Below are 20638 nucleotides of genomic sequence, written 5' to 3'. Positions count from 1 at the left end.
TTTTTTCAGATGAGGAAAAGAAACAGCTCGCTACAGCTGTTCTTCGTCTTCAGACTGAATCGTAAATTTCCGTGTGACCTGCTGCAGTTCTTCAGCCATATGCGCAAGCGTTTCGGCGGATGAACTGATTTCTTCCATGGAGGCCAGCTGCTCTTCAGCTGAGGCGGCGATGTCTTGAATGCCGGCGGACCCTTCTTTGGCGACTGAGGTAATGTCCTCCACCGCGTTTGTCACATTTTGCGACCCGGCTGCAAGCTTCTCAAGCGTTCCGTTCATATGCTGCAAGGCGCCTGAAATCTGAGTCGTCATTTCTGAGATTTTTTTGAAGCTTTCGGCCGTTTGATCCGTAATATCGAGGCCTTCCTTCACATCTTGATTCACCGCTTGGAATACGGAAAGCGATGTGGCGATTTCTTTGACGATTTCCTGAATCAGCGTTTCGATTTCCTTCGCGGAGCCGGCTGATTGTACGGCAAGCTTTCTCACTTCTTCCGCAACGACGGAGAAGCCCCGCCCGTATTCGCCGGCTCTGGCCGCTTCAATGGCCGCGTTTAAGGCAAGCAGATTTGTTTGATCGGCAATGCCGTTAATGACGTTCAGAATGCTCTTAATGTCGTGCGACTTCGTTTCCAGTCCTTTTACGACCGCTTCCGCCTGCTGTACGGAACGATCAATTGTTTTCATCTGGCCGACCGTTTTCGCCACTAATTCTTCTCCGCTTCCGGCCGTTTCAGAGGTTTGGATGGCGGATTCAGTGATTTCCGCCGATACATTCGCCGTCTCGGCAATGCCCGCATTCATTTGGGAAAGGTGATCAGCACTTTCTTCCAATTTCTCGCTTTGTGATTCGTTTCCGTTTGAGAATTGTTCAATCGCCAGTGTAATATGCTCTGTCGCCTTGCTTGTCTGTCCGGCGGATGCCGTCAGCTCTTCGGATGAAGAAGCGACATGTTCGACGGATGACTGGATGACGCCGATGACAGACCGGAGTGATGCCGACATCTCATTGAAGCTTTGGCTGAGCTGCCCGAATTCATTTTTCGACTTGATGTCAATGACTTCCGTTAAATCGCCGTCACTGATTTTAGCTGATGTCGAAACAAGTTTTTTGAGCGGTTTTGCAATCGAGCGAATGATAAAAACGATTAAAATACCGCCGACGATAAGAGAAACCGCCAGGATGATCAGCGCCATTTTCATGACAGGCGAGGCTGCATCATGGATCTCACTGACAAAAAATGTGCCGGCGATTTTCCAGCCCGTCAGTTTGTTTGTCGTGAAGGCCATTTTCTTCTGCTGTCCTTCAAACATGTATTCAAACGATCCGCTTGATTTGGAAAATACCTCTTTCGTCCACTCTCCGGAGCCTTCCGTTCCCGCTTTTATAGTCGGATGGGCGATGTATTTTTTATCTCCCGTTGTAATGAAGGCAAATCCTTTATGACCGATCTGCACGCGTTCGGAAGCGTTCAGAAGGTCGCCCAGATTAATATCAAGCGCCACAACGCCTGATCCGTCTTTTGTCTGCTGGGCAATCGTAACGACCGTCTGTCCGGTTGCAGCGTCTTTATAGGGCTCGGTAAACACCGGCTGTCCGCTTTTTTCAAGTGCTTTGGTATACCACTCGCGCGTGAGCGGATTATAATCGGACGGCATGTCAGCGGACGGATATTTCACGAACGCTTTGTCGCGAGACGCGGCGTAAATTGACGCGACATCGTCATTTACGGTGACATACTGCTTCATATTGTCGAGCAGTACCGATTTATTTTTCGTATTCAGTTTTTCCTTTGTGATTGATTCGCTGTAGTAGTCAATCGCTTTGAGCTTACTCTCAAGCATGTTTTCCAGCACGCTGTTCAGTTCGCTGACATTTCCCTGGGCGCTGTGGGTCAGTTCGCTTTCTAATGTACTCCCCGCCGTTTGGTAGCTGAAGTAGGCGAGTATGCCGATCGGAAGCACCAATACGGCTAAAAATGCCGCGATCAGCGGCTTGCTGATGGATGGCTGTTTGATCCAATGTATCAGTTGTTTCATTTTTTCAGTCTCCTTCTTTGAAAAGCTAAATCTAATATCGTCAGCCAGGACAAAAGATTTATTAAAAAAACTAAAAAAAACACCCAAACAGCACATTTGGGTGTTCTATGACCTATTAATCTATTTTAAATCGTTTCGTCATATCACGTAATTCTTCCGCCATTTGGGATAACGTTTCCGAAGACGAACTGATTTCTTCCATTGAAGCCAGCTGTTCTTCGGCGGAGGCCGCAATATCCTGAATGCTGGCGGAGCTTTCTTTTGCGATGGACGCGATTTGCTCAGAAGCTCCTGAAATCTGCTGAGATCCTGCTGTCAGCTGTTCTACCGTCGCATTCATATTTTGAATTTCTCCGGCGATCTGGTTCGTCATTTCAGAAATCCGTTTGAAGCTCGTTTCGGTCTGATTCGTAATATCCAGTCCGCTCTCCACCTCTTTGTTGACGGATTGGAACATGCCGAGAGATGTATTGATTTCGTTGACGATTTCTATAATTAAGCTTTCGATTTCTTTCGCTGAATCGGCAGACTGGACCGCAAGTTTTCTGACCTCTTCGGCGACGACGGAGAAGCCCCGGCCGTATTCACCCGCACGCGCGGCTTCAATTGCCGCGTTCAGCGCAAGAAGGTTTGTCTGATCAGCGATTCCGTTAATGACACGGAGAATGTTTGTAATGTCTTTTGATTTTGTTTCAAGTCCGCGCACCACTTGTTCAGCTTCTTTCACTGACCGGTCAATGACGTTCATTTGGCCGACCGTCTGGTGGACGAGCTTTCCGCCTGAATTGGCGACTTCCGCTGATGTGGCGGAGGATTCGGTAATGACGGCAGATGCTTTCGCCATATCTTTAAGCCCGCTGTTCATTTGGTAAATATGTTCCGCCGCGCTTTCAATATTTTCACTTTGACTTTCATTTCCGTTAGAAAATTGTTCGATCGCCAGTGTGATATGTTCCGTTGCCTTGCTTGTCTGCTCCGCTGAAGCCGTCAGCTCCTCTGAGGAAGATGCGACGTTATTCACGGAATCCTGGATGGCATGGATGAGAGACCTGAGCGAAGCGGCCATATTGTTAAAGCTTTTGCCAAGCTCGCCTAATTCATCTTTTGACTGAATCTCGATCGTTTCTGTTAAGTCGCCTTCACTGATCTGTTTCGATGATGTCACAAGCTGCTTGAGCGGTTTTGTGATTGAACGGATAATCAGCACCATGACGATGGTTCCGATCACAATCGCTAATACGAGAACGAGCAGGGACAGATGGAGGATCGGTAGGGCCGCTTCATGAATTTCGTCCAGATACATTGTTCCGGTAATCTTCCAGCCTGTCAGCCCGTTCGTATCATAAGCCATTTTCTTTTCCTGGCCGTCGTATTTGTATTGAAAATCACCTTTTTTGCTGGTGAACAGCTGTTCAGCCCACTCCCCGTTTAATACTGTGCCTGACGTGCGGTTCGGGTGGGCGACCACTTTTTTGTCTTTCGTCAGGATAAAAGCGTAGCCTGATTTTCCGATGTTCACTTTCTTTGTCGTTTTCAGAAGCTCATCGATTTTCATATTGATGGCGACGACCCCTGAGCCGTCTTTCGTCTGCTGAACGACCGTCACGACCATCGTATTGGTGGAAGCCGTGCGGTAAGGATCTGTTACAACAACCTTCCCCTTATTTTCCACGGCCTTTTTATACCAGTCTCTTTCAAGCGGATTATATCCTTTAGGCATCTGCAGATCCGGATACCGTGTGAAATGTCCTTTCGTGTCACTCGTATAAATGGATTCCACGTCTTTATTGATCTTCATGTACTCTGTGAATTTATCGGTAATTTGCGATTGGTTTTTCGGCTTGTACCGATCCTTTGTGAGCCAATCGCTGAAATATGCCGTTCCGTCTTCCTTTTGGCTGATGCTTGTGTTGATCATATCGTTAATCTGCTGCACATTATCTAGTGCGCTTCCCATCATCTGCCTGTCAAGCGTGCTTATCGCCGATTGATAGGCGATAAAAGCCAGCGTTGAAATAGGAAGAATGAGAATGGCCAAAAAAGAAATGAGCAGTTTTCTTGTAAGCGATCTCTGCTTGATGATTTGCACAATTTTTTTCATCTGCTATATCTCCTCTTGCGTGTTTACCCTTCATATCGGCAATTATGGGTAAATATACACATCCAAAAAGAAGAAATATAACGAAACATACTTTTTACCTATCTTAAAATTAGTCTTTTAGACTTAATTAAGAGTTTATCTTAAAACGCTTTGTCAGTTCGCGTAATTCTTCCGCCATTTTTTCCAGCGTGACGGCGGAGGAACTGATTTCCTCCATGGACGCAAGCTGCTCTTCAGCTGAAGCCGCGATGTCCTGAATGCCGGCCGCGCTTTGTCTGGAGACGGCCGCGATATCCTCTGAAGCGTTTGATACTTCCTGAGACCCGGCAGAAAGCTGTTCCACGGTTGCATTCATATTTTGCAGTTCACCGGCAATCTGATTTGTTTTAACGGAAATGTCCCGGAAGCTTTTTTCCGTTTCGTCCGTTAACTGAAGTCCGCTTTTCACCTCGTGATTGACGGATTCCAGCATTCCGAGCGAAGTATGAATTTCTTTGACGATTTCATGAATTAAGGATTCGATTTCTTTCGCTGAATCGGCGGATTGGACGGCAAGCTTTCTCACTTCTTCGGCAACGACTGAAAAACCGCGTCCGTATTCTCCCGCTCTTGCCGCTTCAATGGCTGCATTTAAAGCAAGGAGATTCGTTTGATCGGCAATGCCGTTAATGACGCGCAAAATGCTGGTGATGTCCTGCGATTTGAGTTCAAGCCCTTGTACGACTTGCTCCGCTTTACTTACGGATTGGTCAATGGCGCCCATCTGGCCGGCTGTTTTCTTGACAAGCCGCTCACCGGCGCCGGATATCTCCGCCGATTCAATTGACGTTTCCGTCACCACGGCTGCCGCTTCCGCCAGATCACTGAGCCCGTCTTTCATCTCATTCACTTGGGCTGTCGCTTTATCAATACTCTCACTTTGGTCTTCCGTTCCATTAGAAAACTGTTCAATCGCAAGGGTGATATGTTCCGTTGCTTTGCTCGTCTGCTCAGCCGAAGCCGTCAGCTCCTCTGAGGAAGAAGCGACATGTTCAACAGAGTCCTGAATTCCCTGAATAAGCGAACGGAGTGAATTTGTCATATGATTAAAACTTTTACCGAGCACGCCCAGCTCATCTTGAGAGCTGACATCAATGGTTTCCGTCAGATCTCCGCTGCTGATTTTTTCCGCTGAAGCTACGAGACGTTTTAACGGTTTGGTAATTGAGCGGATGACAAAATAAATGAAAATCATCCCTGCGGCAATGGCTATCGCCAATATGATAACGGCCAGAGTCAGAACCGGTCTTGCCGCATCCTTGATTTCATCCACGGACATGGTTCCGCTGATCTTCCAGCCCGTCGCTTCATTGGTCACGTACGCCATTTTTTTAGCTTTCCCGTTCAGCGTATATTCATAGTCGCCTTTTTGCCCGCTGTATAATGTATCAACCCATTTTCCCGATACCGCCGCGCCGGCTTTTTCATCACTGTACGCAACGGCTTTTTTATTTTTGCTGAGGATAAAGGCGTATCCTTCTTTTCCGATGTTCACTTCTTTTGTCATCGTGATGAGATCGTCGATTTTTATATCAATGGCGACGACGCCTGATCCGTCTTGCGCCGCGCGGGCCATAGTGACGACCATCTTTTTGTTTGAGATGGACTCATAAGGGTCTGTGATGATGGTTTGGCCTTTATTCTCCATGGCTTCCTGATACCAGCTTCTTTCAAGCGGGTTGAAATCGGCCGGCATATCGGCATGCGGATAACGGGTAAACGTTCCTTCCTTGCTGCTTGAAAATACGGCGGACGCTTTATCATTGCTTTCAATAAACTGCTTGAACCTTTCTTGCATTTCCGTTTGGTTTTTTTCTTTAAATTTAGCGCTTGTCGCCCATTCGCTGAAATATGCTGAGCTTTTTGTAAACATTCCGATCCGGTCATCAATCATATTGTTTAAGATTTGCACATTTCCTTCGGCGCTTTCCATCATTTGCTTTTCAACGGATGAAGCCGCCGAACGGTAGGCGCCGGCAGCCAATACTGCTACCGGAATGATTAAGATCAGTAAAAATGAAATGATCAGTTTTTTGGCTATTGATTTTCTGGTGATTTTTTTTGCTGTTTTTTTCAATTTTGTAAACCTCTTTCAATCATTTACTGTTTATATCGGCCGACTCCCTTTTTATTACATTGAAAATTAAGTCATAAATAAAAAATAGTTCTATGTACTCCCTTTTCATGCAAGACTTTTTATTTAATTGTCCGGCTATTACTATAAAAAAAGACGCCTTCCATCCGGAAAGCGTCCTTTTTTACTAGTTGATTTTAAATTGTTTCGTTAATTCCCGCAGTTCTTCGGCCATTTGCGCCAAAGTATCGGCGGATGTGCTGATTTCTTCCATTGATGCAAGCTGTTCTTCTGCGGATGCGGCAATATCCTGAATGCTTGCTGCGCTTTCCCTAGATACGTCCGCAATATCGGTCACCGCGGCTGAAACGTGCTGAGAGCTGTCTGACAGCTGTTCAACCGTGCCGTTCATCGATTGAAGCTTCTCGGCGATGTCGTTTGTCATGCCGAAGATATTCTGGAAGCTTTCTTTCGTGCGGTCCGTTACGGCAAGTCCTGATTGAACTTCTTCATTAACGGATGTGAACATGTGAAGCGACGTATTAATTTCAGCCGTGATTTCCTGAATGAGTTTTTCAATCTCTTTGGCAGAACCGGCGGATTGGACGGCCAGCTTGCGCACTTCTTCGGCTACCACTGAGAAGCCCCGGCCGTATTCACCGGCTCTTGCCGCTTCAATGGCTGCATTTAATGCAAGCAGGTTTGTCTGATCGGCAATACCGTTGATGACTCTTAAAATATGAGTGATGTCTTTTGATTTGGCCTCAAGGCCTTTTACAACCGCTTCCGCCTGCTGGACCGATTGATTGATGAGATTCATCTGCCCGACGGTTTGCTGCACATATTCTTCCCCGGTGCCGGCAGCTTCCTTCGATTGTTTAGATGCTTCCGTAATGGATGATGATGTGCGGGAAACGGCGGTGAGTCCGTCATTTATATGATTCAGCTTGGCTGAGCTTGAATCGACTTTTTCGCTTTGCTCTTCGTTTCCGTTTGAAAACTGCTCAATGGCCATTGTAATATGTTCCGTCGCTTTGCTTGTCTGCGAAGCTGAAGCGGTCAGCTCTTCCGATGACGCGGCCACATTGTCGACAGAGTTTTGGATCGCGCTGATCAGTCCGCGCAGAGATTCTCCCATTTCATTAAAGCTCGCGCCGAGTTCGCCCAATTCATCTTTCGAGCGGATATCAATGGTCTCGGTCAAGTCTCCGCCGCTGATTTGTTTAGAAGAGCGGACAAGCCGTTTCAGCGGTGACGTAATGGATCTGACAATCAACAGAATTAAAATTCCCCCGATGATAATGGATGCTGCAAGGACGATCATTCCCATCGTCAGCACCGGTTGTGAGGCGTCTTTAATTTCGTTGAGCTCCATGCTCCCCTCTATTTTCCATCCGGTCAGTTTATTTGTCGTAAACGCCATTTTTTTATTTTGATCATCGAGCTTGTATGAAATAATGCCGCTGTCTTTGCTGTATACCTCATTCAGCCACGGGGTTGAAACTTTATCGCCCGGTTTGTGGTCTTTATGCGCGACATAGGTTTTATTTTTGGACGTGATAAACACGAAGCCTTTTTGTCCGATTTTGATTCCCTGCATCTGCTTCAGCAGCTGGTCAATCGTAATATCCATGGCCACTACGCCTGTTCCGTCCTGCATCTGCTTTGCCACGGTGACGACCATGCTGCCGTCGCTTGCCGCGGTGTAAGGGTCGGTGACAACGAGCGTGCCGCCAGCCTTCACAGCGTCTTTATACCAAGTGCGTGTTCTCGGATCGTAATCGGCCGGAGTATTCTCCTTCGGCGCCTGTGCGTAGCTGCCGTCTTCCGTTCCTCCGTAAATGCGGGCTACGTCCTTATGAATAGACGTGTATTGCCCGAACTTTTCTTCAAGAGCAGACATGTTTTTCTTTGAGAAGGATGACCCTTTTAACGTTTCACTGAAAAATTCAATCGCCTTTGCTTTTGCGCCGATATCATTTGTAATGGTTGTGTTAAAAGATTCGATGTTATTTTTCGCGTTGCCTGAAATCTGATCATCCAGCGAATTGCTCGCCGTATGGTATGAACTGAATTCTAACACGAGAATCGGTATGATTAAGATCACGATAAATGAAATGATTAATTTACGTGAAATCGATGCCTTTGTGCACCAATTGATGAATTTTTTCATATTAAGCTGCTCCCTCAAGTGTGATACCTTATATATCGGCTCAGCCTTCACATTTTGTTAACATTTCCTCCTTTTTTATGACTTGATTTTCATTGCCCAAGCTTCCTGCATATCTTATAAAAAAAGAGAAGGGGGGCGCGCAGATGATTATCATATCCGGCCAAGTGCTTCGGCCTCAGGACATCGCGAACTGGCAGACGGAAGAAAGCCTTGTTCCGTATATAAATGAACTGCTCAATTCTCCCGTACAATTCGATTACGGGTCGATTGCTGAACTGATGTTCGAGGTGCGGCTGCGCCGCCATATTGTGGAAGCCGCAAGAGAACTGCACGGATCAGGTGTGAAATTTGCGACTTTCGCCAAAACATACGGAAATACGGCTTATTGGAGAGTGACGCCAGAAGGAGCCTTGGAGCTGAAGTACAGAATCCCCGCTTCAAAAGCGATTCGGGACATTATTGAAAATGGGGCGTTTTACGCATTTGAATGCGCTACCGCCATTGTTGTGATTTATTATCTGGCCGTCTTAAAGACAATCGGTGAAGAACGGTTTAACCGGCGTTTCCGGGATATCACTTTGTATGACTGGCACTATGAGCATCTGCCGATCTACACGGAAACCGGCAGCCACTTTTTACGGGGAGATTGTTTATATTTTAAAAATCCTGATTTTAATCCTGCAAAGGCTCAGTGGCGGGGAGAGAATGTCATTGTGATGGGGAATGATCAATATTTCGCCCACGGTCTCGGGATTCTGACCGCTGAACAAATCATCCAGAGATTGAATTCTTTAAGAAAAAAAAATGCCGTGCAGCCGGCTTATCTGCTTAACCAGGCAACAAGGCTTGATGCACCCGCGCTTTATCAGATCATGCATTAAAACAATCCCATCGTCTGTCATTGTGACGATGGGATGCGGAATGCTTTTCTTTTCCGGTAAAAAGCCGTCGTGCCGAGCGCTTGGTTTGCAGCCCATTCAAACTTCTCTAAATCATGTCGGGTGACGGCTCTGTCCCGTCGGCTCCATTTAATGGCGCGGACAAAGTAATACCCTTTAATCGGCGCCATGGTGACTTTAGAATGCGGAAAATCTTCAAAGACAAACTCAATAGTCCCTCTTTTTTTATAGGACATTTGAAGAATCTTCATCATCCATCACCTCACGATTGCTGGATTATGATTCGCACAATCCGTCCAAAACGGTTTTCACGTCTGTCGGCCCTTCAAGTTTCGCGGCGGACTGGCCAGCCCATAAAGACATATACTCCGCGTCTTCTGATTGAGCCGCGTGCCCGCGCATCGGCTTTGTCAGCGTATTATGCAGCGGATAAGGCAGCGTTTTTCCCTCGTCAGCTTCATATGTTTTCATGAACTGATTCACGATTCCCCGCGCCTGTTTTCCCGAAAACAGGGTGGTCAGCCGCGTGTCGGCTCCATTTGATTCGGCAATGGCTTTTTGATATGCCGGTGAGGCGCTGCTTTCTTCACAAAGGAGAAACGGTGTTCCTACTTGAACGCCGTCCGCACCCAAACATCGGGCCGCCTGCACCCCGCGGCGGTCAAAAATGCCGCCTGCCGCAATCACCGGGATATTCAGCGCGTCTTTAGCCTGCGGAATCAGCGCCATAAGGCCGAGAGCCGGTTCTCCTTTAACCGGCAGAAACGACCCGCGATGTCCGCCGGCTTCTATTCCCTGAAGGATAACGGCGTTCATTCCCCGTTCTTCAAAAGCCTTCGCTTCCTCCGGCGTTGTCGCCGTGCCGAAAAGGAAACATCCGCTTTTCTTCAGCTTTTCCGCCGTTTCTTCCGGCGGCAGGCCGAAGGTGAATGAACACGCTTTGACTCCGTAACGGATCAGAAGCTCCGCTTTTTCCTCGAAATCATTCCATTCTTCTTTCAGATCAGAGAACGGCTTGGCGTCTTTTGCCCTCGGGATGCGGGCTTTCCATTTTTCAACAAGTTCCGCCTCAGGCATCTGCCTTTCTTCCGGAACGAAAAGATTTACTTGATAGGAGCGGTTCGTCAGCTCTTTCATCTCGATAAGCTGTTTTTCAAGCGCTTGCGGGCTGACGTATCCTGAAGCAAGGCTTCCGAGCGCCCCTTCATTTGATACCGCCGAAGCCAGACGCGGCGTGACCAGCCCGCCGGCCATCGGCGCTTGAATGACGGGCTTTGTTAATGATAATGCACTCATCCACTCACTCATTTGTTTTCCTCCGTTTCAGCCTGTATTTTGATATAACATGTTCTGTTTCGCGGACCGTCAAATTCGCAAAAATAAACGCCCTGCCATGTTCCGAGTATCAGGCGCCCGTCTTCTATGATGACATGCTGGGAGGCGCCGGTTGTACTCGCTTTCATATGTGCCGCCGTATTTCCCTCCATATGCCGGTCCAGTTCGTGCTCCCACGGATACATTTCATCAAACCTTCTGAGCATATCCCTCTTCACATCCGGATCGGCATTTTCATTTATGGTAATGCCGGCGGTTGTATGGGGACAGTATATGAGCGCCAAACCGTTTTTCACGCCTGTTTCGCGGAGAAACGCTTCGGCTTCATGTGTGATGTCGATCATTTCATCCCGTCTGTTTGTTTGAATCTGCAATTTTTTCAGCATATAAATGCCTCCTTTCTTTTTCTCTTCCTTTCCCATATTCGTTTCTGTATTTGTCTTTTCCTGTCGGATCGCGATGATAAACGCAGATCACAAAAAACTTCAGCCTCGGGACTGAAGTTTTTCACCATATATATACGCGGGCCTCATAAGGCTTTAAAAGAAAGGATGTCACATGGCGGTGCGCTTCTGTTTCTGCGTTTGCAAGCACGAGAGAATCGGAGTCAAGCGGATAACCGGGATGCCTGTATAAAGCGGGGGTTCGAGACAGATTTGTGATGATCAGGGCGGTTGTTGTTCCGTTTTTTCTTAGATAGGCATAAATCTGCCGGTCATTCGGAAGCAGCAATTCATATGTGCCGTTGATCAATACGCCGTATTCTTTTCTGAGGGCGAGTAGCCGTTTGTAGAAATGGTATACGGATGTTTCATCCTGCATTTGTGATGCAGCATTCAGCCATGTGTGGTTCGGATTCACTCCGAGCCACGGAGAAGCATCAGAAAACCCGCCGTTCGCCTCACCGCTCCATTGCATCGGTGTCCGTGAATTATCCCGGCCCTTCTTCCAGATGATCTTCATCACTTTTTCATGCGGAACGCCGCGGGACGTCTCTTTTTCATACAGATATTTCATTGCGGCGTCATCATAATTTTCAATGGATGGGAACGAAACATTGGTCATTCCGAGCTCCTGCCCCTGGTAAATAAACGGCGTGCCTTTCATCAGCATATACATCGCGGCGAGTGCCTTGGCGCTTTCTGTCAAAAACCGTTCGTCACCCCATACCGAGACGGAACGGGGCTGATCGTGGTTCTCCATAAACAACGCGTTCCAGCCCTTTCCTTCAAGACTGTTCTGCCAGCCGGACAAGACGCGCTTAAGCGCCGGAATGGAGATGCTTTGATCATCTTCCGTATCCCAGAGGCCGAGATGTTCAAATTGAAAAATCATTTGAAAGACGCCGTTTTCTTCACCGGCCCAATCAGCCGCCTCCCAAGCCGCCACTCCGTTTGCCTCGCCGACCGTCATGGTCGGATAGCGCGAAAATGTTTCCCGTTTCAGCTCTTTTAAGAGATCCATTATGCCTTCCCCATTCATATGATACGGGAAAGACGGGACGTATGGGAGACCGTCCGGATTCGGCATGTCAGGGAGCCCTTCTTTTTTCTTAATGTGAGAAATGGCATCCACCCGGAAGCCGTCTATGCCTTTATCAAGCCACCAGCGGACCATCTCATAAACGGACTGCCTCATCGCTTCGTTTTCCCAATTTAAATCAGGCTGTTTTTTGTCAAACAGGTGCAGGTAATACTGGCCGGTCTCTTGATCATATTCCCACGCTGATCCGCCGAAAATGCTTTCCCAATTGTTCGGCTCTTTGCCGTTCTTTCCGTCTCTCCAAATGTACCAGTCCCGTTTTTCGGAATCTTTCGCTGAGCGTGATTCGATAAACCAAGGGTGCTCATCGCTTGTATGGTTGATGACGAGGTCTATAATCAGCTTCATGCCGAGCGCATGGACATCCGCAAGTAGCCGGTCAAAATCCTCCATCGAGCCGAATTCGCCGGCAATTTGTTTATAATTCCGAATATCGTAGCCGTTGTCCGCGCCCGGCGAGTCAAAAACGGGACAAAGCCAGATCACATCCGCCCCCAACTCTTTTATGTAATGAAGCTTTGCTCTGATGCCGTTCATGTCGCCGATTCCGTCCCCGTTCGAATCCATAAAGCTTCGGGGATAAATTTGATAGACGGCCGCCGTTTTCCACCAATCCGTTTTCATACCGACACTCCTTTCTTTACAGCATATGAAGGAGCGGGACGAAGAAGCATTTTTTCCATAAAAAAAGCCTCATTGCAAAAGCAGGAGGCTCAGAAATCAGTTTTTTTAATTTCAACGAAGCGGATATGATGGTCTTCCGCTTCCAGCACCTTAAATTCACACCCTTCGGCATGAAACACATCACCATTTTTCAGCTCCATTTTTTGTGTTAAGAGCCAGCCGGCAATCGTGTCAATGTCTTCATTTTCGATGGCGATATCAAGGAGATCATTCACCTCTTCTATGAGCGCCTTGCCGTCCATCACATAGTGGTGTTCGCCTTTTTTGACGATGTGGGGCATTTCATCCTGGTCATATTCATCACGGATTTCCCCGACGATTTCCTCCAATATGTCTTCGACGGTCACAAGTCCCGCCGTGCCGCCGTATTCGTCAACGAGAATCGCCATATGAATCCGCTCCTTCTGCATGCGGATCAAAAGCTCCTGAACGGGGATGCTTTCAATGACTCTGATGACCGGACGCATAATTTCTTTTAATTCAATGGAGCGGCCGAGAAAATACGCTTTAAATAAATCCTTATTGTTAATAATGCCGAGAATGTGATCTTTGTCTTCCTTAATAACCGGATATCTCGTATACCGTTCGTTGATGATCAAATGTATGGCTTCATCAACTGACTGTTCAAGCGAGATGGCGGCGATTTCGGTGCGCGGCACCATGATTTCTCTGGCGACCCGGTTATCGAATTCAAATATTTTATTGACGTAACGGAATTCAGATTGATTGATTTGACCTTTTTTATAGCTTTCGGACAAAATCAGCCGCAATTCCTCTTCACTGACCACGACCTCATGTTCTTTCACCGAATGAAAACCGAACAGCTTGACCAAAAATCCGGCTGAGCCGTTTAGCAGCTTAATAAACGGATACATCACTTTATAAAACAGAATGAGCGGTTTCGCCGTCCACAGACTGACGGCTTCGGCTTTTTGAATGGATATCGTTTTCGGCGCAAGCTCTCCGATGACGACGTGCAGATACGTAACGGCGATAAACGCCGCAATAAACGTGACGACGTGCGTAATAGATGACGGCATTCCGAGCAGGCTGAAAACAGGATGCAGAAGCCGCTGAATCGTCGGTTCACCGAGCCAGCCGAGTCCGAGCGCCGTAATCGTAATGCCGAGCTGGCACGCTGATAAATATTCATCGAGATTTGAAATCACCCTGTGCGCCGCGAGCGCCCGGCTGTCTCCGGTTTCAACCAGTTCCGCAATTTTTGAACCGCGGATTTTGACAATCGCAAATTCCGCAGCGACAAAGATGGCCGTTAATCCGATTAACAGCATAATGAGAATCAGTTTTAATATAAGCAAAAAAACCCCTACCGCAAACGGTAAGGGGCCACCTCCTTCGTGTTAATTCTCATCACGACCATTTAAGAAAATCATCACAAAACGAAGCAGCTCGAATAATGAAACGAGCGCCGCAGCCACATACGTCAGCGCGGCGGCGTTCAGCACTTTATTCACGCCGTGTTCTTCACTGTTGCGAATGAATCCTTCCGACACGATAATCCGCTTCGCCCTCGCGCTGGCATTAAACTCGACAGGCAGTGTGACAAGCTGGAAAAAAACAGCGGCCGAAAACAAAATAATGCCGAGTCCGATTAAGTTCAAGCTGCCCAGGAGCATCCCGCCCAAGAAAAGCAGAGGGGCAACCCCGGAGGCAAAATTGACGACCGGAAACATTTTGTGCCTCAGCACAAGCGCGCCGTATGATTCCTGATGCTGCAAAGCATGTCCGACTTCATGGGAAGCGACGGAAATGGCGGAAATGGAGCGGCCGTAATATACCGGCTCAGATAAACGCACCACCCGCTCCGTCGGGTCGTAATGGTCTGTTAAAGTGCCTCTTACCGGTTCTACCGGCACATCATATAAACCGTTAATATCAAGAATCCGTCTTGCCGTTTCCGCCCCCGTCCGCTGACTGGAAGCTTCCACGTCTGAGTATTTCTGAAAATTGCTTTTCACTTTAAATTGTGCCCAAAACGACAATCCCAATGCAGCAATTGTTAAAAAGATAAACAGCATATTATCCTCTTCCTTTTTCTCTTATATCGTACGATCTGCTTATATATTATTTTAATGATTGTCCGTTTTCCTGTACAGAAATCCGCTTCTTTTTTCTGACAGGAATCAATCCTCCGAGCATGATGAGGATACACCCTGCCAATCCGATGTAAAACGGAAACGTGCCTGCGGTCTCTTTTGCAAAAACAAGCCATGAAAATCCGCCGGACATGTGATTGTATCCATTCAAATCGAAAATAAGCAATACGGCCGCCGAAGCGAGCAGCTGCGCTCCGGCCAGCGCCGCCAGCAGTTTTTGAATGACTGTCATTTGACTCACCCTTTTTCGGTCCGCTTTCTTTATCATATGAAAAAATGAGGGTGAATATGTTTTCGGCGATTTTTGAAAGACATCAAACGAACTGGGACATACTGTATAAAAAAAGATACAGGTGTGATCGACATGAAAGTGACAAATGGCGAGAAAGAACAGCTGAGCAATGCGATAGACAGAATGAACGAAGGGCTTGACGCCTTCATCCAGCTCTATAATGAGGCGGAAAACGATGAACCTCTCATTCAGTTTGAAGATGAGACGGCCGATTTAATCAGACATGCGCGTGACTCATACGGCCAGGAACAGCTGGACGAAAAACTAAACACCATTATTAAGCAGATTTTATCCATCTCTCTGTCGAAAGAAGAGCCGGACGAATGAAATCAAACCGTTTATTTATTTCCTGGCTGAGATGGCCGTTATATGTTCGGATCGGGCTGATCATTATCGCCTTGATTTTATTGTTCGGCCAACTCATTTACATGCTCGAACCGAAGCAATTCACGTCTGTGTTTGAAGGGGTTTGGTGGGCGGTGATTACGGTGGCCACAGTCGGCTACGGCGATTACGTTCCCCAGACGCCGCTCGGGCAGATTGCCGGTATGGTGCTTGTATTAAGCGGAGCGAGTTTTGTAACCGCCTATTTCGCCACGCTTTCTTCAGCCGTGTTCAGCAAACAGCACCGCTATGTCGAAGGGAAGGTCGCCTTTAAAGGCAAGGGGCACGTCATTCTTATCGGATGGAATGAAAAATCGCATATGCTGCTGAAAGAACTGCAGCACATCGCGCCGTCAAAAACTGTCGTCCTGATTGATGATTCATTAAGGGAAGGACCGCTTATTGAAAACGTCCATTTCATCCGCGGACATGCCGCTGATGACAGCACACTCAATAAAGCGAATATTACGGAAGCCGATACCGTCATTCTGACAGCCGACCAGCAAAAAAATGAATCCGAAGCTGATATGCTGTCGGTATTAACGCTTCTCGCCATCAAAGGGCTGCACCCGTCCGTTTATTGTATCGTGGAAATTTTAACGGAACGGTATGTCAAAAACGCCGAGCGCGCAGGAGCCAATAAGATTCTGTGCACATCACGGCTGTCGAGCCGGGTGATGTTTGAGCATTACCGGGTCAAGCTGCAGCTTGCCAAACCGCAAACGCTGTCAGATCTGACGCTGGAGAAAAAGGTGCGCATCATTCCCGTCCCCGAGGAACTAAAGGGCTCATCTTATCATGACTGTGCGCTCTATTATCTCAAACGGAATACCACGATCATCGGCATACAAAAAGAAGAGGGGCCAATGCTGACCCCTCCCCTGTCATACCAGGTGCTCGATACTGATCTGTTTTTGGCTCTTTAATGCAGCAGGACGTCTTCCAGCTCTTTCACAAGCGAGATGCCAATATCTGTATATGAGCGGTCAATTGCCGCATCCCGCCGTTTCGGCTCGGAGAATTGGTTGAATAATGACTCAAAAACACCGCCGCCTGCGTGATCATCCGTTTCCTGCTGATAGACGTGCCTCAGCAAAAAGGGTGTGCCGATTGTAACGGCGGCCCCCCGTTCATCCAGGTGTCCCTTATTTGCTTCAACAGGGATTCGAAGAAATAAATAGCCGTCCTGATCGGAAATTTTGTAATCAAAGAACCCGCGGTCATACTCCCAGCCGCCTCCGATGGTATAACCGATCGGTTTCAGCACCTGTTCCAGTTCGCGGAGTAAAAACGATTGCCCTTCAAGTGAAGATGGAATGCTGATCATGTGCATATGCTCCTTTTTGTCTTTAGCGTCCCCGCTCTGCTGCATCTTCATACGGCGCCCGGGAAGAATCGGGAGCGGCAGACAGACGCTGGATAGAGATAACGGCGCATTCAATCAGAACATACATCACAATTGCGGAGAGAACGGCTTCCGTTGAAATATAGAAAACGGCGGCATAGAGACAGCACTTCGTGATCAGCGACTGCATCCGGCCAATCTTCAGTTTCAGCCGGACCATGTCCGTAAACAAGCCGAGAGGGAAAGCGAAAAACAGGATGGTTTGTAAGAGGGATTCAGGAGACAGTTTTAGTGCCGAATAGACAATAGCGGCGGAACAGACGGAAATGACGGCATGCTTACATAAGAGTCGTATCATTCATCATCACACCTTTCACGGTTTAAAAAAGGCTGACCCGTCGTGCTGAGGGCCAGCCCTTTTTTTTATTTTTCAAGGCGTTTTTCAAGCTCTGCTTTTTTCTCTTCAAAGCCCGGTTTGCCGAGAAGCGCGAACATATTCACCTTATAGGCTTCAACACCCGGCTGATCAAACGGGTTGACTCCGAGCAGATAACCGCTCATCGCCACCGCTTTTTCAAAGAAATAGACGAGATATCCAAATGTATATGCATTAAGCTCCGGAATATTGACAATTAAGTTCGGCACTTTTCCGTCTGTATGGGCAAGCATCGTGCCTTCGAACGCTTTTTTGTTGACGAAATCGACCGTTTTGCCGGCTAAGTAATTTAAGCCGTCGAGATCAGTTTCCGCTTCTTCAATTGTCAGCTCATGCTTCGGTTTTTCAACGTTTAATACAGTTTCAAACAGATCGCGTCTGCCTTCCTGCACGTATTGACCGAGAGAGTGAAGGTCTGTTGAGAAGTTAGCAGAAGAAGGATAGATGCCTTTTTCATCTTTTCCTTCACTTTCGCCGAAGAGCTGCTTCCACCATTCCGCAAAGTATTGCAGCGCAGGCTCATAGTTGATGAGCATTTCAATAGTTCTTCCTTTATTATACAGAACGTTGCGGACGACGGCGTATTGGTAAGCCGCGTTCTCTTCTAATTCCGAGCTGGAAAAGTCTTTGCTTGCATCAAGAGCGCCTTTCATCATTTCATCGATATCAGCCCCGCTTACCGCAATCGGCAGAAGGCCTACCGCAGTCAGAACGGAGAAACGTCCGCCGACATCATCAGGAATAACGAATGATTCGAAGCCTTCTTCATTAGAAAGCGTTTTTAAAGCGCCGCGCTCTTTATCTGTCGTCGCGTAAATCCGCGCTTTCGCTTCTTCTTTTCCGTATTTTTCTTCAAGAAGTTTGCGGAAAATCCGGAAAGCGATTGCAGGTTCCGTCGTCGTGCCTGACTTAGAAATGACATTGATAGAGAAATCAGCGTCTTCCAAAAGATCCATAACATCTTTCATATAAGTTGAGCTGATATTGTTGCCGATAAAGATAACTTGAGGGTTTTTGCGCTTGTCTTTCGGCAGAACATTATAGAAAGAATGATTGAGCGCTTCGATCGCCGCGCGGGCGCCTAAATATGAACCGCCGATACCCACGACGAGAAGCACGTCTGAATCTGATTTAATTTTTTCAGCGCTTTTTTTAATGCGCGCGAATTCTTCTTTATCGTAGTTTTCGGGGAGGTCCACCCATCCTAAAAAGTCGCTTCCGGCGCCTGTTTTTTCATGGATATTATGGTGTGCCGTTTTTACGAAATCACGTGCGTATGTAAGTTCATGTTCATTGAAAAAAGGTAACGCTCTTGAGTAATCAAAGCGTACATGCGTCATTTGCTTGTCCCTCCATCACGGTGAATTGTTTTCTCTTTCACTTTATATGAACTCACCCGCTAAATCAAGTCATGAAGAAGGCCGGATGATACGGGATTTGCGCTAAAGATGCGTTCATTTTTTATACAATATCCCGGATTCGAGATGGTTATATTTGTAATAATCGTGAGAGGGATAACGAATCGAATGTTGGTGATCCAGGAACGTATCACCTTTACTTTGGAGCAGGATGACATCCATCGCCAATCCCTAGGGGACGGTTCTTTTTATATAGTACTCCTCTTGAGAGGCTGCCACGAAGGCATATTAAGGCATAAATGTACAATTTTAAAAATAGTGTCTATATTTGGAGTGTCATGTTAAGATGAAAGTGATTTTAAACCGGGAGGTGATTTTATGACTAAAACCATTGGTCTTATTTGTGGAAGTTTACGAAAAAACTCGTATAATCGAGCAATTGCTCAATCATTGATTGACTTCGATAATGCGGCTCAATTTCGTTGGGTTGAAATAGACAGTCTTCCTTTTTTTAACGAAGATTTAGAAATTGCCGGAGCACCAGACTCCGTAACATCCTTTAGAGCTGATATACAAGACGTTGACGGCGTCATCATTGTAAGTCCAGAGTACAATTCCGGAATTCCGGGGGTATTAAAAAATGCATTGGACTGGGCATCGAGACCGCGGACCTCTTCTGTTTTAAACAGAAAACCGGTTGGCTTAATCGGAGCAACCCCCGGAGGGTTCGGTACTGCCTTTGGTCAAACGCAAATGAGAGAAGTACTCGAAGCTATGCAAGTCAATGTTTTGCCCTTTCAAAAAATGCTGATTTCGCAAGTCCATGAGAAAATTGATTCCGCTCAAAACATACTTACGGATGAACAAACAAAACGTTATCTTCAACGCTATTTACAACAGTTCATCCATTGGATTGATCATGCTCCGGTTCCCGTTCCAAATTAATTGAAGGATCATCACCCTCACGAAAAGTCACCTCAGAAATAACTTTCTATCTATACAGCATATGAATAGATTTACCGTTTTCAATTCACAAACTTACTCGCCTTAATTCAAGGAGGATTATAAAATGTCTGATCTTTATTCCCGTCTTTCAAAAGATGATGCTGCCGTGCTTTTAGTTGACCATCAAACGGGCCTTATTTCCGGTCTCGTGCGTGACTATGGCGTTGATGAATTTAAGAACAATGTATTGGCTCTCGGTGATACGGCTAAATTCTTTGATTTACCGGTTATTTTAACAACGAGTTTTGAAAATGGACCCAACGGACCGCTCATGCAAGAACTCGCTGATCTCTTTCCTGATGCGCCAAAAATAGCCCGTCCCGGACAAATTAATGCATGGGACAATGAAGATTTTGTTAAAGCCATTGAAGCGACTGGCAAAAAACAGCTGATTATCGCGGGGGTGGTAACAGACGTCTGCGTTGCTTTTCCTGCGCTTTCTGCCATTAAAGCAGGCTACGAAGTGTTTGTTGTGACAGATGCTTCGGGGACGTTTAATAAGCAAGTAGCAGATGCATCATTAACGCGTATGGCTCATGGCGGCGCGCAGCTTATGAACTGGTTCAGCGTAGCATGCGAGTTACAGCGTGATTGGCGCAACGATGTTGAAGGTTTTGGCGCATTAATCTCCAGTCATCTTCCCGGTTATCAAAACTTAATGGGAAGCTATATGGGGGCTCAGCGGGACCTTAGTACACAAAATGCATAAAAGGAGCGCTGATTGAATCAGCGCCCCTTTTTTAAATTCGCGGCTCTTCATGATTTAGATTTTGTGTAAATAGATGATCGGCAATCGCAAAGTTAATTGATCCTTTTC

Annotated in this window: 19 protein-coding genes and 3 pseudogenes; 5 read left to right on the top strand and 17 right to left on the bottom strand. The window is 46.9% G+C overall.

The features are described from left to right. Positions 1-30 precede the first annotated feature (30 nt). From AC1RRX_RS03435 to AC1RRX_RS03405, 7 genes and pseudogenes are all read right to left on the bottom strand, one after another. A complete protein-coding gene (locus AC1RRX_RS03435) occupies positions 31-2037 on the bottom strand; it encodes a methyl-accepting chemotaxis protein (RefSeq protein WP_144463948.1) in 2007 nt (668 codons plus the stop codon). Positions 2038-2152: 115 nt separating this feature from the next. Next, positions 2153-3103, bottom strand: a complete 951-nt coding sequence (locus tag AC1RRX_RS03430) for a methyl-accepting chemotaxis protein (protein WP_404833624.1) — start codon at positions 3101-3103, stop codon at positions 2153-2155. Continuing rightward, positions 3098-4138 (bottom strand): annotated as a pseudogene (locus tag AC1RRX_RS03425) (cache domain-containing protein); the annotation flags it as partial. The gene AC1RRX_RS03430 and the pseudogene AC1RRX_RS03425, both read right to left, overlap by 6 nt. Before the next feature lie 127 nt (positions 4139-4265). Then, complete coding sequence (locus tag AC1RRX_RS03420) at positions 4266-5219, bottom strand: methyl-accepting chemotaxis protein (protein ID WP_479835020.1); 954 nt, start codon at positions 5217-5219, stop codon at positions 4266-4268. Continuing rightward, positions 5214-6161, bottom strand: a pseudogene (locus AC1RRX_RS03415) (HAMP domain-containing protein); the annotation flags it as partial. The gene AC1RRX_RS03420 and the pseudogene AC1RRX_RS03415, both read right to left, overlap by 6 nt. A gap of 277 nt (positions 6162-6438) precedes the next feature. Further along, entirely contained in the window at positions 6439-7266 is an 828-nt protein-coding gene (locus AC1RRX_RS03410; RefSeq protein WP_371265913.1) for a methyl-accepting chemotaxis protein, read from the bottom strand. A 117-nt stretch (positions 7267-7383) separates the two neighbouring features. Continuing rightward, a pseudogene (locus AC1RRX_RS03405) lies at positions 7384-8424 on the bottom strand (cache domain-containing protein); the annotation flags it as partial. 143 nt (positions 8425-8567) lie between these two features. Here AC1RRX_RS03405 and AC1RRX_RS03400 point away from each other — a divergent pair. Next, positions 8568-9305 (top strand): protein-glutamine gamma-glutamyltransferase, encoded by a 738-nt coding sequence (locus tag AC1RRX_RS03400; RefSeq protein ID WP_007408635.1) that lies wholly within the window; start codon positions 8568-8570, stop codon positions 9303-9305. Between the two features lie 17 nt (positions 9306-9322). Here the strand turns inward: AC1RRX_RS03400 and AC1RRX_RS03395 are convergent, their stop codons facing one another. The 7 genes from AC1RRX_RS03395 to AC1RRX_RS03365 all read right to left on the bottom strand — a co-directional run bounded on the left by AC1RRX_RS03395 (position 9323) and on the right by AC1RRX_RS03365 (position 15233). Further along, complete coding sequence (locus AC1RRX_RS03395; RefSeq protein ID WP_007408636.1) at positions 9323-9574, bottom strand: protein YuzH; 252 nt, start codon at positions 9572-9574, stop codon at positions 9323-9325. Positions 9575-9599: 25 nt separating this feature from the next. Further along, complete coding sequence (locus AC1RRX_RS03390; RefSeq protein ID WP_144463945.1) at positions 9600-10631, bottom strand: nitronate monooxygenase; 1032 nt, start codon at positions 10629-10631, stop codon at positions 9600-9602. Next, on the bottom strand, positions 10628-11044 hold the full coding sequence (locus tag AC1RRX_RS03385; protein ID WP_144463944.1) for a secondary thiamine-phosphate synthase enzyme YjbQ: 417 nt from the start codon (positions 11042-11044) through the stop codon (positions 10628-10630). The genes AC1RRX_RS03390 and AC1RRX_RS03385 overlap by 4 nt, the downstream gene beginning before the upstream one ends. Positions 11045-11165: 121 nt before the next feature. Beyond that, positions 11166-12824 carry a glycoside hydrolase family 13 protein gene (locus AC1RRX_RS03380; protein WP_144463943.1) on the bottom strand — a complete coding sequence of 553 codons (1659 nt, stop codon included), beginning with the start codon at positions 12822-12824 and terminating at the stop codon, positions 11166-11168. 89 nt (positions 12825-12913) lie between these two features. Further along, positions 12914-14203, bottom strand: a complete 1290-nt coding sequence (locus tag AC1RRX_RS03375) for a hemolysin family protein (protein ID WP_088461336.1) — start codon at positions 14201-14203, stop codon at positions 12914-12916. 42 nt (positions 14204-14245) lie between these two features. Beyond that, positions 14246-14923 (bottom strand): zinc metallopeptidase, encoded by a 678-nt coding sequence (locus tag AC1RRX_RS03370; protein WP_144463942.1) that lies wholly within the window; start codon positions 14921-14923, stop codon positions 14246-14248. A gap of 46 nt (positions 14924-14969) precedes the next feature. Next, positions 14970-15233 carry a YuzI family membrane protein gene (locus AC1RRX_RS03365; RefSeq protein ID WP_039063521.1) on the bottom strand — a complete coding sequence of 88 codons (264 nt, stop codon included), beginning with the start codon at positions 15231-15233 and terminating at the stop codon, positions 14970-14972. A 132-nt stretch (positions 15234-15365) separates the two neighbouring features. Between AC1RRX_RS03365 and AC1RRX_RS03360 the strand changes: the two genes are divergently transcribed. Beyond that, the gene (locus AC1RRX_RS03360; protein WP_015418086.1) at positions 15366-15620 is read left to right on the top strand and encodes an Atypical membrane-integrating protein; all 255 of its coding nucleotides are present in this window, start codon (positions 15366-15368) and stop codon (positions 15618-15620) included. After that, positions 15617-16603, top strand: coding sequence for a potassium channel family protein (locus AC1RRX_RS03355; RefSeq protein ID WP_007408644.1), 987 nt, complete (start codon positions 15617-15619; stop codon positions 16601-16603). Before AC1RRX_RS03360 ends, AC1RRX_RS03355 begins: the two co-directional genes overlap by 4 nt. Here AC1RRX_RS03355 and AC1RRX_RS03350 read toward each other — a convergent pair. The 3 genes from AC1RRX_RS03350 to AC1RRX_RS03340 form a co-directional block, all read right to left on the bottom strand. Continuing rightward, a complete protein-coding gene (locus AC1RRX_RS03350) occupies positions 16600-17004 on the bottom strand; it encodes a YugN-like family protein (RefSeq protein ID WP_015418088.1) in 405 nt (134 codons plus the stop codon). The genes AC1RRX_RS03355 and AC1RRX_RS03350 overlap by 4 nt on opposite strands. A 22-nt stretch (positions 17005-17026) precedes the next feature. Then, positions 17027-17380 (bottom strand): transporter, encoded by a 354-nt coding sequence (locus tag AC1RRX_RS03345; protein ID WP_237436946.1) that lies wholly within the window; start codon positions 17378-17380, stop codon positions 17027-17029. A gap of 65 nt (positions 17381-17445) precedes the next feature. Beyond that, the gene (locus tag AC1RRX_RS03340; protein WP_044801734.1) at positions 17446-18798 is read right to left on the bottom strand and encodes a glucose-6-phosphate isomerase; all 1353 of its coding nucleotides are present in this window, start codon (positions 18796-18798) and stop codon (positions 17446-17448) included. A gap of 396 nt (positions 18799-19194) precedes the next feature. On the opposite strand from AC1RRX_RS03340, the gene AC1RRX_RS03335 reads away from it, so the two are divergent. Both AC1RRX_RS03335 and ycaC read left to right on the top strand, forming a co-directional pair. Further along, complete coding sequence (locus AC1RRX_RS03335; RefSeq protein WP_022537146.1) at positions 19195-19761, top strand: NADPH-dependent FMN reductase; 567 nt, start codon at positions 19195-19197, stop codon at positions 19759-19761. 124 nt (positions 19762-19885) lie between these two features. Next, positions 19886-20530, top strand: a complete 645-nt coding sequence (gene ycaC, locus AC1RRX_RS03330) for an isochorismate family cysteine hydrolase YcaC (protein WP_007613383.1) — start codon at positions 19886-19888, stop codon at positions 20528-20530. Positions 20531-20638: the final 108 nt, after the last annotated feature.

Source organism: Bacillus sp. GW821-FHT11D08 (genome assembly GCF_058808515.1).
Note: the sequence above shows the minus strand (reverse complement) of the source record. Positions and strands in the feature narration are given on the sequence as shown.

Excerpts from the sequence above, each read along its gene's own strand:
- AC1RRX_RS03435 (WP_144463948.1), bottom strand. The coding sequence starts at position 2,037 with ATGAAACAACTGATACATTGGATCAAACAGCCATCCATCAGCAAGCCG.
- AC1RRX_RS03430 (WP_404833624.1), bottom strand. The coding sequence starts at position 3,103 with ATGGCCGCTTCGCTCAGGTCTCTCATCCATGCCATCCAGGATTCCGTG.
- AC1RRX_RS03420 (WP_479835020.1), bottom strand. The coding sequence starts at position 5,219 with ATGACAAATTCACTCCGTTCGCTTATTCAGGGAATTCAGGACTCTGTT.
- AC1RRX_RS03410 (WP_371265913.1), bottom strand. The coding sequence starts at position 7,266 with ATGGCCATTGAGCAGTTTTCAAACGGAAACGAAGAGCAAAGCGAAAAA.
- AC1RRX_RS03400 (WP_007408635.1), top strand. The coding sequence starts at position 8,568 with ATGATTATCATATCCGGCCAAGTGCTTCGGCCTCAGGACATCGCGAAC.
- AC1RRX_RS03395 (WP_007408636.1), bottom strand. The coding sequence starts at position 9,574 with ATGAAGATTCTTCAAATGTCCTATAAAAAAAGAGGGACTATTGAGTTT.
- AC1RRX_RS03390 (WP_144463945.1), bottom strand. The coding sequence starts at position 10,631 with ATGAGTGAGTGGATGAGTGCATTATCATTAACAAAGCCCGTCATTCAA.
- AC1RRX_RS03385 (WP_144463944.1), bottom strand. The coding sequence starts at position 11,044 with ATGCTGAAAAAATTGCAGATTCAAACAAACAGACGGGATGAAATGATC.
- AC1RRX_RS03380 (WP_144463943.1), bottom strand. The coding sequence starts at position 12,824 with ATGAAAACGGATTGGTGGAAAACGGCGGCCGTCTATCAAATTTATCCC.
- AC1RRX_RS03370 (WP_144463942.1), bottom strand. The coding sequence starts at position 14,923 with ATGCTGTTTATCTTTTTAACAATTGCTGCATTGGGATTGTCGTTTTGG.
- AC1RRX_RS03365 (WP_039063521.1), bottom strand. The coding sequence starts at position 15,233 with ATGACAGTCATTCAAAAACTGCTGGCGGCGCTGGCCGGAGCGCAGCTG.
- AC1RRX_RS03360 (WP_015418086.1), top strand. The coding sequence starts at position 15,366 with ATGAAAGTGACAAATGGCGAGAAAGAACAGCTGAGCAATGCGATAGAC.
- AC1RRX_RS03355 (WP_007408644.1), top strand. The coding sequence starts at position 15,617 with ATGAAATCAAACCGTTTATTTATTTCCTGGCTGAGATGGCCGTTATAT.
- AC1RRX_RS03350 (WP_015418088.1), bottom strand. The coding sequence starts at position 17,004 with ATGATCAGCATTCCATCTTCACTTGAAGGGCAATCGTTTTTACTCCGC.
- AC1RRX_RS03345 (WP_237436946.1), bottom strand. The coding sequence starts at position 17,380 with ATGATACGACTCTTATGTAAGCATGCCGTCATTTCCGTCTGTTCCGCC.
- AC1RRX_RS03340 (WP_044801734.1), bottom strand. The coding sequence starts at position 18,798 with ATGACGCATGTACGCTTTGATTACTCAAGAGCGTTACCTTTTTTCAAT.
- AC1RRX_RS03335 (WP_022537146.1), top strand. The coding sequence starts at position 19,195 with ATGACTAAAACCATTGGTCTTATTTGTGGAAGTTTACGAAAAAACTCG.
- ycaC (WP_007613383.1), top strand. The coding sequence starts at position 19,886 with ATGTCTGATCTTTATTCCCGTCTTTCAAAAGATGATGCTGCCGTGCTT.